Origin of the sequence: Hymenobacter sp. IS2118 (assembly GCF_000715495.1) — a bacterium.
GTDB lineage: Bacteria > Bacteroidota > Bacteroidia > Cytophagales > Hymenobacteraceae > Hymenobacter.
In genome coordinates this window covers 38,511-53,894 of record NZ_JNLX01000084.1, presented here as the reverse complement: position 1 = coordinate 53,894, position 15,384 = coordinate 38,511, and the positions used below count along the sequence as shown (strand labels likewise).

The window sequence follows — 15,384 nt, the reverse complement described above, 5'->3', positions numbered from 1 at the left end:
CCCGGCCACAATGGCCGGGTTTGGTGTTTTAGCTCTTCCTTATTATCATGGACCACGCTTCGCAGTTGCCTAACCGTCTTGCTCAGGAAACCAGTCCTTACTTGCAGCAGCACGCCTATAATCCTGTGGACTGGTACCCGTGGGGTCCGGAGGCGTTGGGCCGGGCGCAGGCGGAGCAAAAGCCTATTCTGGTGAGCATCGGTTACGCGGCCTGCCACTGGTGCCACGTAATGGAACGGGAATCCTTCGAAAACGAAGCCGTTGCGGCGGTCATGAACGCCAATTTCGTTTGCATCAAAGTAGACCGGGAAGAACGGCCCGACGTGGACCAGATTTACATGGATGCGCTGCACGCCATGGGCTTGCAGGGCGGCTGGCCCCTCAACGTATTCCTGACGTCGGCCGCCAAACCCTTTTATGGCGGCACCTACTTCCCCCAGGGCAACTGGGTGAAGCTGCTCCAGAACATCGGCGAAGCCTATGCCGGCGAACACCGGGCGGAGTTAGAGCAATCGGCCGAGCGGTTTATGGAAGTCATCGGCGGTAGCGAGCTGCAAAAGCATCAGGGGCAACCGGCAGATGGTGGGGTTTCAGATGAGGAATTCAAGCTTTTGACCTACAACCTGGAAGTGCAATTTGACCGCGAGCGGGGCGGCATGAACCGAGAACCGAAGTTTCCCATGCCCAGCATCTGGCGCTTTTTGCTGGGGGCGCACGTCGTGAGCGGCAGCCAGGTGCTGCTGGACCAGACAGTGCTAACGCTGCGCGAAATGGCCTGGGGCGGCATCTACGACCAAGCGCACGGCGGCTTTGCCCGCTATTCGGTGGATGCGGAGTGGCTGGCGCCGCACTTCGAAAAAATGCTGTACGACAATGGCCAGCTGCTGAGCCTCTACAGCGAGGCGTTTCAGGCGACGCAGAACGAGCTGTTTCGCGACGTTGTGTACGATACCGTGGAATTCATTCGCCTGGAGCTGACCAATGCCGAAGGCGGCTTTTATTCGTCGCTCGATGCGGACAGTGAGGGCGAGGAGGGCCGGTTCTACGTCTTTACCAAGGACGAGCTGCGCGGAATTATTGGAGACGAGGAGCCGCTTTTCTCCGATTATTACAACTGCACGGCGGCCGGCAACTGGGAGCACGGCCGCAACATTCTGCACCGCCGCCAAACCAAAGAGGACTTTGCCACCTCCCACCAGCTAACGTCCGGCGCGGTGGCGGAACTGGTAGCGGGTTGGAAGCAAAAAATTATGGCTGTGCGCGCCACCCGCGTCCGCCCCGGCCTCGATGACAAAATCCTGACCGGCTGGAACGCCCTCATGCTTCAGGGCCTCACCGATGCTTACCGGGCCTTCGCCGAGCCGGAATTCCTGGCAATGGCCGAGCACAACGCCCGCTTCATCGAGGCCAACCTGCGGGAGGGCGCCTGCCTGTTCCGGACCTGCAAAAACGGCCGCCCCAGCATCAACGGCTTCCTGGAAGATTACGCCTTGGTCATTCAGGCCTATATCAGCCTCTACGAAGTGAGCTTCGTGGAAACGTGGCTGCGCGAAGCCGAAGCGCTGACGGAGTACGTGCTGAATAACTTTTTCGACTCTGCCGAAACGCAGTTTTTCTACACCGACAGCCGTGCCGAGCCGCTCATCGCCCGCAAAAAAGAGCTGTTCGACAACGTGATTCCCGCATCGAACTCCGTGATGGCGCACAACCTGCACCGCCTGGGCCGCCACCTGGAAAACGCCCGCTACTCGGACCTGGCTGCCGCCATGCTGGCCCAGGTGCGCCAGCTGGTGGTGAAAGAGCCGCAGCACCTCACCAACTGGGCCGCACTGTACGCAGCCCAGCTGCGGCCGGGTGCCGAAATCGCCATCATGGGCCCGGAGGCCCGCGCTTTTCGTCAGGAACTAAGCCGGCATTTTTTGTTTGATACGGTAATAGCGGGCACCAAAACAGGTTCAGCCCTCCCCCTGCTCCGGCACCTCAAGTCCGGCACCGCCGGGCGCACGGCCATCCACATTTGCCGGAACCGGGCCTGCTTGGCGCCGGTTTATAGCGTGGCGGAAGCTCTGGCAGCCTTGTAGCGCCGCGCGGTGCCCCGGCGCCTGCCCTGCTTACCTTTATTATCCGCCCCCTTCTCCGCTGCTGTTTTGAGTTTCACGCTTGATTTTATCACCCCCGCCGCCGCGCCTGCCGCCGACCGGGTGACGCTGTTTGCTGACGTTATTCTGCCCCTGCCGCTGCCCCGGCTCTACACGTACCGCGTGCCGTATGAGCTGAATGACAACGTGGTGGTTGGTGGGCGCGTTATCGTTCAGTTTGGGGCCAAAAAGACGCTCAGCTGCATTGTAGCGGCCGTGCACGAGCAGGCGCCCAAGGAATACCAGGCCAAGTACATTCTCGAATTCATCGACGATGCGCCCGTGGTGACGCAGCCGCAGCTGAAGCTGTTTCGCTGGATGGCCGACTACTACATGTGCACCATTGGTGAGGTGATAAACGCGGCCCTGCCCTCGGCGCTCAAGCTCAGCTCGGAGTCGCGGATACAGCTGCACCCGCGCTTCTCGCGGGAGGAAAACGAGTACCCGCTGAGCGCGCAGGAGGAGTTGATTGTGGACGCCCTGGGCACCACCGAAGATGGCAAAGCCCTGACCTTTACCGAAGTGGGCGAGCTGCTGGGGATTACCTCTTTTCACAAGGTGATAAAGTCGCTGATGCACAAGGAGGTCATATTCCTCTTTGAGCACACGGCCGATAAATACTCGCCCAAAGTGGTGAAAAAGGTCCGGCTGGCCCATCATTTTGTGTCGGAGGCTTCCATTGAACAGCTGTTTAACAGCCTCGCCAGCAAGCCCAAGCAGCTGGATGTGCTGCTGAAGTACCTGCAGCGCGTGCCGGTGCACCAAAACGAGTACTCCAATCAAAACGGCATTGAGAAGGCCTACCTGACCAGCAGTCCGCACCTGTCGGCCTCGGCCGTGAACACGCTCATTAAAAACGGCGTACTGGAACAGTTTGATGTGATTGTGAGCCGCTTCCCGCTGGAAGACGAGCCCACGGCCCAGCTGCATTTCACCCTCACCGAGGCCCAAACCACGGCGCGGGACGAGATAATGGCCCATTTTGGGGAGCGGGAAATAACATTGCTGCACGGCGTGACCGGCGCCGGCAAAACCGAGATTTACATCGACCTCATCCGCAAGGCTTTGGAGAGCGGCGGGCAGGTGCTGTACCTGCTGCCCGAAATTGCCCTCACCGCCCAGATTGTGACCCGCCTCATGCGCGTGTTTGGTTCGCGGCTGGGGGTTTATCATTCCAAATTCTCCGACAATGAGCGGGTGGAAGTGTGGAATGGCGTGCTCTCGGGCCGGTTTCAGGTGGTGGTGGGCGTGCGCTCGGCGGTGTTTTTGCCGTTTGATAACCTCTCGCTGATTATCGTGGACGAGGAGCATGAGTCCAGCTACAAACAGTACGACCCCGCCCCGCGCTACAACGCCCGCGAAGTAGCCCTGATGATGGCCAACTTCCAGGGCGCGAAAACGCTACTGGGCTCGGCTACGCCGGCCGTAGAAACCTATTATCAGGCTAAACAGGGTCGCTACGGGCTGGTGAGCCTCACCAAGCGCTTTGGCGAGGCCGGCATGCCCGACATTGAGCTGGTGGACACCCGCAAGGCCCGCGAGCAGAAAACCATGCACAACCACTTCACCGCCGACCTGCTGGGCGAGGTGGAGCGCACCCTGGGCCGGCAGGAACAGGTGATACTCTTTCAAAACCGGCGCGGCTATGCGCCCGTGGTGGCCTGCCAGGACTGCGGCTGGATACCCAAATGCACCAACTGCGCCGTGAGCCTGAGCTACCACAAGCACAGCCACGAGCTACGCTGCCACTACTGCGGCTACCACGACAGCATGGTGACCAAGTGCCCTGCCTGCGGCTCCCGCGCCGTAAAAACCCAGGGTTTCGGCACCGAGAAGATTGAGGATGACCTCAAAATCATGCTGCCCCAAGCCAACATTCAGCGGATGGACCTGGACACGACCCGCGCCAAAAACAGCTACCAGCAAATCATCGGCGACTTCGAGAAGCAGAACACCAACGTGCTGGTGGGCACGCAGATGGTGACGAAGGGCCTGGACTTCGCCAACGTGAGCCTCGTGGGCATCATCAACGCCGACAGCATCATTCATTACCCCGATTTCCGGGCCCACGAGCGGGCCTACCAGATGTTTGTGCAGGTGAGCGGCCGGGCCGGGCGCAAGGGCAAAAAAGGTAAGGTTATCATCCAGACTTCTGACCCCACGCAGGTGATTTTCGACAAGGTGATTCGCAATGATTACGCGGAGTTTTACAACTACGAAATCATGCAGCGGCAGGAACACGGCTACCCGCCCTTCATGCGCATCATTAAAATGACGGTGAAGCACATGGAGCAGGGCCTGGGCGAGCAGGCCGCCATTTTGCTCACCGAGCAATTGGTAGAGCGCCTGGGCCGCGCAGCCGTGCTGGGCCCGGAGGCACCCTACATCTTCCGCATCCGCAACTTCTACCTGCAGGAAATCACCATCAAACTTGACCGCGCCCATACCGCTTTGAAATGGGCCAAGGAGCAGATTTGCGCCGCCATGGACGTGGTAAAGGACCAGAAAGAATTCAAGCAGGCCCGCCTGGTGGCCGATGTGGACCCGATGTAGACCGCCGCAGATAAAGTGGTAGTGTCAGTCAAAAACAAACCCCGTCTGCGGTTGCAGACGGGGTTTGTTTTTAGTTAATTATGGGGCAATTAAACTTCGTCCAGTAGGTAAAGAACGATGAGTATGATGCCAACGATGGACAGAATCAGACCCAACAGGCCAATGATGCCGCCGATGCTGCCACCTACGGCACCACCTACGATGCCAACCAACAAGCCAACCAAGAGCAGAATTAAACCCTGCCGCAGCTTGCCTTCAAGTCTGCTGGTAGCCGCGATGTTTTCGTGCTTTTTCATGGCACCCGACTTCTGAACGAGCTTATCAATCTTGCGCGTCACGGTGTTGAGCGCGATGCGCTGGGCAAGCGTGGTTTTGGGGGCAGGAGCGGCAGCAGCCGTAGTGCTGGCCACAGCTGGAGCGGCTACCTTGGCCGTTTTGGCGGCGGCTTTAGGCTGAGCTACGGTGGTCGCTACGGCCGCGGGAGCAGACGCAACAGCAACTTCCTGGGCTACCACTGCTTCGGGCGTGGCAACAACGGCGGCGGTTTCAGCCTTAGCGGGAACCGGCGTAGCTACCCGGCTCACGCCGTGGTAAGAACCGCCCTTGGGCAGCATCGCGTAGTCGGCCCGGCTGCAGCTGCCCAGCGTGAGGGCGCAAGCGGCGAGAGCAATAAGCTTCGCGAAAGGAGAAAAAGTGTTTTTCATATGAAAAGGGGGAAATGAAAAATGGAAATGTGCGTTCTACGGCCAAATGTAATGTGAGACGAACTTATCCGACCTTTTTTTGACACAAAAAAATACTTATTGAATTTCGACAGCATAAGTCGCTGGAAGTGAAACTGCCAGACAGACAGCTGAACGCTCCCCCTCGAATTGCTGTTGGAAAACCGTAAATATGCTTACTTGCGAAACATATGAGTTATTTTTTGTTGACATGGCAGCGGGCAGTATGGGTTGCGGTAGCTGGTAGCAGTGTGGGACTGGTGGGTTTTGGCTGCACCCAGTTGCCTGCCGAAACGCGCCCCTCGGCAAGTGCCGAAGGACGCCTGCAGGCCATGGTGAAGAGTGACACCAGTGGCTACGTAACAGCTCCGCCCCGCGACCTCAACGGCATCGGCACCTATTATATGGGCCGCCAGATTGCCCACGTCATGGGCCACGAAGGAGCCGACTGGCTCGAGCGTAGCGACCGCCGCCAGGAAGAAGGGACCGATAAACTCATCAATGCGCTGAAGCTGAAACCGACCGATGTGGTGGCCGACATCGGAGCCGGCACCGGCTACTTTTCCTTCCAAATGGCCAAAAAGGTGCCCAAAGGGCAGGTATTAGCCGTTGATATTCAACCCGAAATGATTGCTACGCTGCAAGCCAACCGGCGCGAACGCAACGCGCCCAACGTGCGGCCGGTGCTGGGCACCACCACCAGCCCGGCCCTGCCAGCCGACAGCGTGGACCTGATTCTGATTGTAGATGCCTACCACGAATTTGACCGCCCTCGCGAAATGGGCCGGGCCATGCGCCAGGCGCTGAAGCCGGGTACTGGCCGCCTGGCCCTGGTCGAGTACCGGGCCGAGGACCCCAACGTGCCCATCAAACGCATTCATAAGATGAGCGTGGAGCAGGCCCGCAAGGAAATGGCCGCCGTGGGCCTGGAATTTGTGGAAGCCGTGGAAACCCTGCCGCAGCAGCATCTGCTGTTCTTTCGGCGGCCGAAGTAGGCGGTTTTGGCCGGGGTGCCCGACCTTTGCGCCATGACTGCCCCGCACCCGCGCCACCTCTCCATTCAGGATTTCACTTACCCGCTCCCGCCCGAGCGCATCGCCCCCGAACCCTTGCCAGACCGGGCCGCCAGCAAGCTGCTGGTGTGCCGCAACGGAGAAATCACCGACAAAAGCTTTCGGGAGCTACCGCAGGAGCTGCCGGCCGGGGCCCTGCTGATATTCAATGATACCCGCGTGGTGCGGGCCCGGCTCCTGGCCCGACGGCCCACGGGCGGGCAAGTGGAGTTGTTTTGTCTGGAACCCGTGGCCCCGCACCGCAGCTTGGAACTAGCCCTGCAACAAACCGGGCACTGTACCTGGCGCTGCCTGGTGGGCAACGGCCGGCGCTGGAAAGACGGCCCGGTTACCCTGGAATTCACTACCGCAGAAGGTGAGTCGGCTACCCTATGGGCCGAGCGCCGGGTACAGGAAGCTGGCACCGCTCTCGTTGACTTCCACTGGCTGCCGGCCGAGCTACCTTTTGCGGAAGTGCTGCGGGCCGGCGGCCACCTGCCCCTCCCCCCCTACCTCGGCCGAACCGACACGCCGGCCGATGCCGTGCGCTACCAAACCGTGTACGCGGCTACCGAAGGCGCCGTAGCGGCGCCCACCGCCGGGCTGCACTTCACTCCCGAAATTCTGGCGGAGTTGGCCCAGGAAGGGTTTTCGACGGGGCACGTAACGCTGCATGTGGGGGCGGGTACCTTCCAGCCGGTGAAGGCCGACCAAATGGCCGACCACCCCATGCACACCGAGCCGATTCTGGTTTCGGCCGCTTTGCTGCGGCAGCTGCTGGGCCACCGGCCCCGGCCCGTGCTAGCGGTGGGCACCACCAGCCTGCGCACCCTGGAAACCCTGTATTGGCTCGGCGTAGGCCTTTTGCAGTTGCCTCCACCGGTCCTGGCCGCAACCGAGACGGCAGCGTTGAACGTGACGCAGTGGCAGCCCTACGAAATGGCGGAAGCCGCCGCCAGCATCAGCCCCGAAGCCGCCTTAACGGCACTGCTCGACTACCTGGCTGCGGCGGGTACCGACACCTTGCAGGCCAGCACCCGCCTGCTAATTGCGCCGGGCTACCACTTCCGGTTGGTGGATGGGCTCATCACCAATTTTCACCAACCCGAGAGCACCCTTTTGCTGCTGGTGGCGGCGCTGCTGGGGCCGCAATGGCGAGCCGTGTACGACCACGCATTGGCCCACGACTACCGCTTTCTTAGCTACGGCGACAGCTCGCTGCTGCTTCCGGAGGAGAAGAAGTAAGGAGATTTAAAAACATCTGTTCCAGTGCCGCGTAGAAGGCCGCACTTATCTTTTTAAAATAGTTTCTCATGAAAAAATCGTTTTTGTTGTTCGCTGGCCTGGCCCTCGCCACCACTGCTGCCAACGCCCAGGATGTTACCCCAGCCAATACCACAACCGAAGTCGAAGTACGGGACAATGGCACGGTGAAAACCACTACTAAGACGGGTAAAACCAACGTTGGCGAGGCCCTCGACAACACCAAGGATGCCGCCGGCAACATTGCCGACAAAACCGGCAACGCAGTGAAACGTGCCGCCCGCAAAACCAGCAAAACGGCAAAGCGTGCTGCCCGCAACACCAGCAACGCCGCGAAAAAAGGCACCCGGAAACTCAAAGAGAAAACCGAATAAGCCTTCGGTTTTACGCTGCGACAGCAACCTGTCATGCAGTAGAGCCCCATTTTCAGGCAGCTCAAATTTTGGTCACAAAAAAGCCCCAACACACTGTTTGGGGCTTTTTTTGTGACCAAAATTTGAGCTTCTGAGATTTCGCGAGCCCGCCTTTTTATGCTCATCTCAAGCAAAGGGCTGCAAATTCAGCAACAGGGATTATTTAAATCTCAAGCCCGCTATACGGATGCTTTTTCGTGCGCTTCATGACGCACCCGTTCCAGAATGCCGCGCCCAAACAGGCTCATCCCGGCGTTGAGGACGACTAGTGCGCCGGTACCGGCGGCCACCCACTGCCGGGTGGGCGCTTGCTGGTCTTTGAGGCTGCCCGCCCAATGAACCAGGCAGGCGCCCGCTCCGATGGTAGCCAGGCCCAGGGGCGAAAAGAGCAGCCATTTATTTTTGTGCGTCATCAGATAAATCAATTATAAATGAAGTACTTAAAGTTCAGCATCGCGAAAAAACGAAGGCGGGCTTCCGTTCACCGCGTACCTTTCGGCTTTCTGCTTACGCACCACCCCCGGCCGTGTTACGGCACCGGGCCCGCGCCTTTGCCATGACGCCCTACGAACAGCTCCTGCACCTTGCCTTCACCGCGCCCAACGACGTGAAGTATTACCTCACCCCCACCACCCTGCGGGCCTACGACCTCCTGCAAAAGGCCCCGACGCCGGAGCGGCCCTTCCGCTTCGAACAGGTGCGCCTGGGCGTAGCCATGAGTTTGCTCAAACTGGTATCGGAGCTTGGTGAGCACGACGAGAGCCGGCAGGTGCTCGACGTGCTGCACCGCGCCCTAAGCGAAGCCCGCTCCCCCGAAGACATCGACCGCATCGTAGGCCGCGAAGCCCGTCTTTTTGACCGCCTCTACGAGAACCTGTACGTGAACGAGCAGGGCGAGGAGTTGCTTAACCTCTTCGGCCGCACGCTCGATGCCGACGCCCCGGAGCTGCTGGAGGAAGTAGCCCAGGAAGCCGTAGACTTGGCCCGAACCCTGGATTTCGGCTCTGAGGACGAAGAATAGCGCATGAGGAAAGCACCATGCTATGCTTACTGATTTCCTCGTTGCTACTATCCGCACTACTCGGACAGATTGCATAGAAAGACGCTTGGCAGAAGCTGCAAAATTCAGCTTCTGAGGCCCCGGCACAAACACCGCGCAACATCAGTTACGCAGCAACAAGAAGGGCCGTGACACATGTCACGGCCCTTCTTGTATTAAAAGGTGAATATGCTACAGGTAAAACTCGTTCTGCACCAGGTTCGGATTCACGTCGCGTTCGCGCTGAGGAATGGGTAGCACCAGCCGGGGCGCATTGAATGGGAACGCGCCCACGTTTTGTTTGAGCCGTTTGAGGTCGTGAATGCGGAATCCTTCAAATGCTAGCTCCAGACGACGCTCCAGCAGCACGGCGTTCAGGGTGGCGCTGGCAAGGGGCGCGGCGCCGGCGCGGGCCCGCACCAGGTTCAGGTCGGCCAGGGGCGTGTCGCCTACCGACGTACCCAAGCGCACGTTCCCTTCAGCCCGAATCAGGTACATCTCGGCCAATCGAATTAGCTTCACGTTGCTGTATTGTTCGTCGAACTTCAGGGTGTAAACGTCGTCGAAAAACTCGCCCCGCTCATCAGTGGCGCCATAAAGATTGATAAAATCATCGCTCACTTCAATGTCGCCGCGCTGGCTACCCGAATAGTAGGTATTGAGGTCGTTTAATCCGTCCTGGGACGTGATTTGAATCGCAAATATGTCCTCAGAGGTGTTGGTGGTGGTTTCAAATTCCTCGGCGAACGAATTGGTCAGGTCATAACGATTGGAAGCAATGACGCGGTTGGCGGCGTCGCGGGCTTCGGCAAAGCGGCCCTGCTGCAGGTACACCCGAGCCAGCATGGCCGCAGCGGCGCCTTTGGTGGCGAAGAATCCGTTGCCCGCGGGTAGCTTAGCTTCAGCGTCAACCAGGTCGGCTATGACCTGGGCATACACTTCGGCTACGGTGTTGCGGGGCACCCGCGAGGCTTCGGTTACCGCCAGCGTGGGCGTGAGCACCAGCGGTACCCCCAGGTTGGTTTGGGGGTTGCCGTCGTTCCAATCACGGCCGTACAGTCGCACCAGCTCAAAATAAAGCGAGGCCCGAATGAACTTGGCCTCGGCCTCTACCCGGTTTTGGCGCACGGCAACTACCTTGTCCTTATTAGCCAGCACGTTGTTGGTACCGTTGATGGCATTGTAGGCGTCAATCCAGGTAGCGGCGGCAAAGGTGTTGCCCACGAGTATCGTTTTTTGAATGAACTCGCGGGGCTGGGTGAACGTGCCGACAAAAGCAATGTCGCCGTTATCGCCCAGCAGCTCGGCCAGAAACTGAATGTAGCCCGCGTACAGGCGGTTGCTGCTGAGGGCACTGTAGGAGCCCACCAGAGCGGCCTCCACGTCGGCAGAGGTCAGCAGGGCTTTTTCGGCTCGGACCCGGTCAATGGGTTCCACGTCGAGCTTGCCATTGCAGCCAGCCAACGGACCCGCAGCTAACGCGGCGGCCAAAGCGAGGAATTGTAATATCTTTTTCATGAAGAGTATATTCGAAAGGGTGAAAAACCGACCGTTGTCAATAGCGGCTACGCGGGCCTAAAAGCCCACGTTGACGCCAAACGTGAAGGTTTTGGCTTGGGGAGCCGAATAAAAGTCGTTGCCTTGGGCAATGTTGCCGGTGTTGGCGCCACTGGACAAGTAGTCGGCATTGACTTCCGGGTCCCAGCCCTTGTAATCGGTAAAAGTCAGCAGGTTGACGGCGCTGAAGTAAAGCCGGGCCGACTGTAGGCGGGCCGGTTTGAGGAAACCCGACGGAATGTTGTAGCCCAGGGTCACGGTTTTCAGGCGCACGTAGGAACCATCGGAGAGGAAGCGCGACGACTCGCCTCCGCCGCCCGTGCCGTACACGTCGAAGAGCACGGCGCGGGGTACGTTGGTGATGTCGCCGGGCTTCTGCCAGCGGTCCAGCTGGTCGCGGGTCAGGTTGTCGAAGCCGCCGCCGGCGTTGGCCGACTGGAACTTGCCGCCGCCGTCGTACACGTCGTTGCCGAACACGCCCTGAAAGGTGAAGCTCAGGTCGATGCCCTTGTAGCCGAACGTGTTGGTAACGCCCCCGCTCCACTTGGGGTTGGGGTTGCCGATGAGCACCCGCTCGGCATCGGCGTAGCTGCTGGTCGTGTCGCGGTTGAGGCTGCCGTCGGCATTAGGCGTGTTCAGGTAGTACACCGCCGAGCCGTTGCGGGGGTTCACGCCGGCGTACTCCTGGCCGTAGAACGCGCCCAGCGGCTGGCCCTCGATGGCCCGGTTGAGAAAGCCGCCCTCAATTACCTGCCCGTCGAGGTTGGTGACCTTGTTGCGGTTGATGGAAGCGTTGAAGCTGGTGTTCCAGGTGAAGTCCCCGATGAGGTTGCGCGTGTTCAGCACAAACTCGATGCCCCGGTTTTCCAGCTTGCCCACGTTACGAAACTGCCGCAAAAAACCAGAGGTGCCGGGCACGTTCACGTTGAGGGCCAAATCATTGGTTTTCTTTTGGTACACGTCCACCTCGCCGCTCAGGCGGTTGTCCAGGAATCCAAACTCCAGGCCGACATCAACCTGAGCCGTCGACTCCCATTTAAGGTCTTTGTTTTCGAGTTGGCTGGGGCGCTGGCCGGGAATGCCCGCGTAGCCGGCGTCGCCGGCAAACAAACCCAGCGAGCCAAAGTCGCCAAACTCCTGGTTGCCGGTCAGTCCGTAGCTCACGCGCGGCTTAAGAAAACTAAGCACGTTTTGGTCCTGTAAAAACGATTCTTCGGTGATAACCCACCCCACGGAAGCGGCTGGGAAATAGCCGTACCGTTGGTTATCGCCAAAGCGCGATGAGCCGTCGACGCGCAGGCTGGCGCTGACCAGATATTTGTTGGCAAACGCAAAGTTACCGCGTCCGAAATAAGACAACAGCGTGTTACGCGTCTCGTTGGAGCTACCGGCGTTGATGCTGGCTGCGCTGGTGATGGTTTTATAAGCATCGCTGGCAAACTGCTGGCCCGATACGCTATTGGACTTCAGGCGACGCTCTTCGAAGGCCATGCCCCCTACCACTTCCAGGGTGCTGGTTTCGTTGAAGGTTTTGCGGTAGGTAAGGAAGTTATTGGTGGTGTAGCGGCCCACGGTCACGCGGCGGTTGAAGCCATCGCCGTTGTTCGGGCCGCTGTTGCGGGCCGTGATACGGCCGGCAAACTGGTTTTCTTCCTGATTCAGCAAGTCCAGGCCCAGTTCGCTCCGAAACGTAAGGCCAGGTATTAGTTCGTATTGGGCAAACACGTTGCCCAGCGTGCGGTACACCGTGGCCACATAATCGGACCCAATGAGGCTCAACACGGGGTTGTAATACGTGGGAAAGTTGGTATTGGGGTTGCCGGTCACCGGGTCCAGGGCTCCACTCGTCAGGCCCGTGCGCGGGTCGATGGTGGGCGAGATGGGCGCCAGCGCCACAATCTGCATGGGCGTGCTAAAGGCGTTGTCATTGGAAATTCGGTTGTTGCGCGTCCGGCTCAGGGCCACGTTAACGCCGAAGGAGAGCTTGTCGGTGGCCTTTTGGTCGAGGTTGATGCGGGTTCCGATTTTCTCAAACTTGTTGCCAATCAGGATGCCGCTCTGGTTGCTGTAGAGGCCCGAAATAAAGTAGCGGGTTTTGTCGTTACCGCCGCTCGCGTTCAGGTCGTACTGGCTAAACGGCGCACGCTGGAACGCTTCTTCCTGCCAGTCGGTGTTCACGACGCCGGTTTTGTAGTCGTCGTTACCGGCGGAGTAGCGCCGCAGGCGGCCCTCGGCAAAGGCCTCAAGGCCGGCATTGCGGCCGGCTTCGCGAAAATAGTCCACGTACTCGGTGGCATTCAAGAACTCCTTTTTGTTGGTCGGCGTGCTCAGGCCAGTCTGGTAGCCCAGCGTGAAACGGCTGTCGCCAGCTTTGCCGCGCTTAGTAGTGATGAGTACCACGCCATTGGAAGCCCGTGAACCGTAGATAGCCGAAGCCGAGGCGTCTTTCAGAATGCTAAGGCTTTCGATGTCGTTCGGATTCAGGTCGGCGATGGGGTTTGTGGCCGCGTCGGTGCCCGAAAGGTTTTCCGAAATCAGCGGGATGCCGTCGATAACATATAGGGGCTGGTTGCCGCCGCTCACCGAGCTGGTGCCGCGCACCCGCACCTTGATGCCCTGGCCGAGCTTACCGCTGCTGTTTTCTATGAATACCCCCGCCGCTTTGCCCTGAATAGCCTGCTCGAAGCTGGGTACCGGCGCGTTGGCTATCTCCCGGCCCGAAATCTGAGTCACCGAGCCCGTCAGGTCGGCCTTCGATTGGGTGCCGTAGCCCACCACCACCGCCTCGCTGAGCTGCGTGGTGTTGATTGCCAAGGTCACATTAATAGTGGACTGCGAGCCTACCGGAACGGTTTGGGAAGTATATCCTACCGAGCTGATAAGCAGCGTTGCGCTGGGCTGCACCGTGAGGCTGAACGCCCCGTCGGCGTTGGTGCTGACGCCGTTGGTCGTGCCGCGCTCCAGAACGGTGGCGCCAGGTACCGCCGTACCGTCGGCCCCGATAATACGGCCACTAATGGCTTGCTGGGCCCAGGCGGGCGCCGCCAGCAGGCACGCAAGCAGCAGCGAAAACAACTTGAGATGAGTAAAAATTTTGTGTTTCATGGGAAAAAAGTGTTGGTGAGTGACTAGAAGAATGGTTACTACATGGCTTTTTTTGAAATACAAGAACAACTTCAAGACAAGCCTAACACGCTTCATTAAGCAATTGGCCCTTTTGGGCATTGTTTGAAGAATAGTAATTATACAAATCATTTTCTGTATATACAACCTGCGGCCAGGCGGATACCCGATGATGGGCGACGGGCTGGAGGCCAATTCTTAGCGCAACATTGCCCCGAACCAGCACTGCCTAGCCGACTGTCCTGCGAGTGCTTGCGTGGCGTGCCTACCTTTGCCCCGTGCGGGACTCTGCCCGCTGTTTTGCCTTTCCGCCTCCATGCCCACCATTCATTACCTGACCACCGCCGAAGCCATTGGCGATGCCGCCGCCCACTTTGCCACGTTGCCCCGCATTGGCATCGATTTGGAGTTTGATGACATGCGCCACCGCTACGGACGCCATCTGGCGCTGATTCAGGTATTTGACGGACAGCAGGCTTACCTTATTGACCCGCTGCCACTGGCAGATATGGCCGCAGACCTCGAACCGCTTTTTGCGGTGCTGCGCGACCCGGCTGTGGCCAAGGTGTTCCACTCCTGCAAGTCGGATATTCTGTTGCTGGACGAGGTGTTTGGGGTGAACTGCCGCAACATTGTCGATACCAGCGTACAGTTCACGCTGCTGGCGGCTGAGGATAACAACATTTCGCTGGGCCGCCTCATTCAGGCCGAACTGGGCTTCGAGGTAGATAAGGGCGAACAGAAGTCCAACTGGCTCAAGCGTCCCCTCACCGATGCCCAGATGGAATACGCCGCCAACGATGTGCTCTACCTTTTTGAGCTCACCGACCGCCTCAGCCTGCGCTTGGCTGAAATGGGACGCAACGAGTGGGCCGCCCAGGAAAATATTGCCCTGGAAGCCGTACGCTACGGCCGCGACGACCCGCGCCCCTGGTCGCGCAACGCCGCCAAGTACAAGATTTCGTCCCAGGAAATGCCTTTTTTTCGGGAGCTTTACATGCTGCGTGATGCCGTGGCCCGGCAGCTTGACCGCCCCCCGTACCACGTAATCAGCAACGACCGGCTGGCCGAGCTGGCCCGCAACCCCATCGAAACGCCGCTCCAGCTGCGCACCGCCAACGGCCTGCACCCCGAGCTGAAACGCGCGCCCTACGCCGAGCAGCTGCTGGCCATCGGCACCACCGATTTGGCGCCCGACGCGCCACTCGCGCCCGAGAGCCGCAAGTTTCCGTTTCGCCGCCGGCTCAACGGAGCAGCCGCTACCCGCGCCGAAGCCCGCGAAACCCTGCTCAATACGCTCAAAGCGCACCTTATTGCTGACCAAGGCGCTACCCTGGCCAACATGGTGCTCAGCAACCGGCTAATCGCCGAAATTATTGAGCAAGGAGCCACTACGGCTCTGCGGCCCTGGCAGCAGGAGTTGCTGCGCGAATCAGCCGCGCGGCATGGCGAAGACTTCGGGCAGATTGCCGAGCCATTTTAAACCATAAACAGGACTCGCATTAGGCTGAATTCCGCAGCCTT

At 59.4% G+C, this 15,384-nt stretch carries 11 protein-coding genes; 7 read left to right on the top strand and 4 right to left on the bottom strand.

Going from position 1 to position 15,384, the window contains the following annotated elements:
* Window positions 1–47 precede the first annotated feature (47 nt).
* Complete coding sequence (locus tag GM79_RS07185; RefSeq protein WP_035561433.1) at window positions 48–2,081, top strand: thioredoxin domain-containing protein; 2,034 nt, start codon at window positions 48–50, stop codon at window positions 2,079–2,081.
* A 66-nt stretch (window positions 2,082–2,147) separates the two neighbouring features.
* A complete protein-coding gene (priA, locus tag GM79_RS07180; protein ID WP_035561429.1) occupies window positions 2,148–4,691 on the top strand; it encodes a primosomal protein N' in 2,544 nt (847 codons plus the stop codon).
* Window positions 4,692–4,780: 89 nt separating this feature from the next.
* Here priA and GM79_RS07175 read toward each other — a convergent pair whose 3' ends face one another.
* Window positions 4,781–5,395 (bottom strand): hypothetical protein, encoded by a 615-nt coding sequence (locus tag GM79_RS07175; protein WP_035561425.1) that lies wholly within the window; start codon window positions 5,393–5,395, stop codon window positions 4,781–4,783.
* Window positions 5,396–5,604: 209 nt separating this feature from the next.
* Here GM79_RS07175 and GM79_RS07170 point away from each other — a divergent pair, with 209 nt between their 5' ends.
* The 3 genes from GM79_RS07170 to GM79_RS07160 all read left to right on the top strand — a co-directional run bounded on the left by GM79_RS07170 (window position 5,605) and on the right by GM79_RS07160 (window position 8,102).
* Entirely contained in the window at window positions 5,605–6,408 is an 804-nt protein-coding gene (locus tag GM79_RS07170; RefSeq protein WP_235183941.1) for a class I SAM-dependent methyltransferase, read from the top strand.
* 33 nt (window positions 6,409–6,441) lie between these two features.
* Window positions 6,442–7,710 (top strand): S-adenosylmethionine:tRNA ribosyltransferase-isomerase, encoded by a 1,269-nt coding sequence (locus GM79_RS07165; protein ID WP_035561422.1) that lies wholly within the window; start codon window positions 6,442–6,444, stop codon window positions 7,708–7,710.
* 68 nt (window positions 7,711–7,778) lie between these two features.
* Window positions 7,779–8,102: a hypothetical protein gene (locus GM79_RS07160; RefSeq protein ID WP_035561419.1), complete on the top strand. Its 324-nt coding sequence runs from the start codon at window positions 7,779–7,781 to the stop codon at window positions 8,100–8,102.
* Between the two features lie 218 nt (window positions 8,103–8,320).
* On the opposite strand, the gene GM79_RS07155 is transcribed toward GM79_RS07160, so the two are convergent.
* Window positions 8,321–8,554, bottom strand: coding sequence for a hypothetical protein (locus GM79_RS07155; RefSeq protein WP_051718617.1), 234 nt, complete (start codon window positions 8,552–8,554; stop codon window positions 8,321–8,323).
* Between the two features lie 143 nt (window positions 8,555–8,697).
* On the opposite strand from GM79_RS07155, the gene GM79_RS07150 reads away from it, so the two are divergent.
* Window positions 8,698–9,162, top strand: a complete 465-nt coding sequence (locus tag GM79_RS07150; protein WP_152559885.1) for a hypothetical protein — start codon at window positions 8,698–8,700, stop codon at window positions 9,160–9,162.
* 210 nt (window positions 9,163–9,372) lie between these two features.
* Here GM79_RS07150 and GM79_RS07145 read toward each other — a convergent pair whose 3' ends face one another.
* Both GM79_RS07145 and GM79_RS07140 read right to left on the bottom strand, forming a co-directional pair.
* Entirely contained in the window at window positions 9,373–10,698 is a 1,326-nt protein-coding gene (locus GM79_RS07145) for a RagB/SusD family nutrient uptake outer membrane protein (protein WP_035561416.1), read from the bottom strand.
* Window positions 10,699–10,755: 57 nt separating this feature from the next.
* Window positions 10,756–13,842, bottom strand: a complete 3,087-nt coding sequence (locus GM79_RS07140) for a SusC/RagA family TonB-linked outer membrane protein (protein ID WP_051718626.1) — start codon at window positions 13,840–13,842, stop codon at window positions 10,756–10,758.
* Window positions 13,843–14,176: 334 nt separating this feature from the next.
* Here GM79_RS07140 and GM79_RS07135 point away from each other — a divergent pair, with 334 nt between their 5' ends.
* A complete protein-coding gene (locus GM79_RS07135; protein ID WP_035561414.1) occupies window positions 14,177–15,343 on the top strand; it encodes a ribonuclease D in 1,167 nt (388 codons plus the stop codon).
* Window positions 15,344–15,384 lie beyond the last annotated feature (41 nt).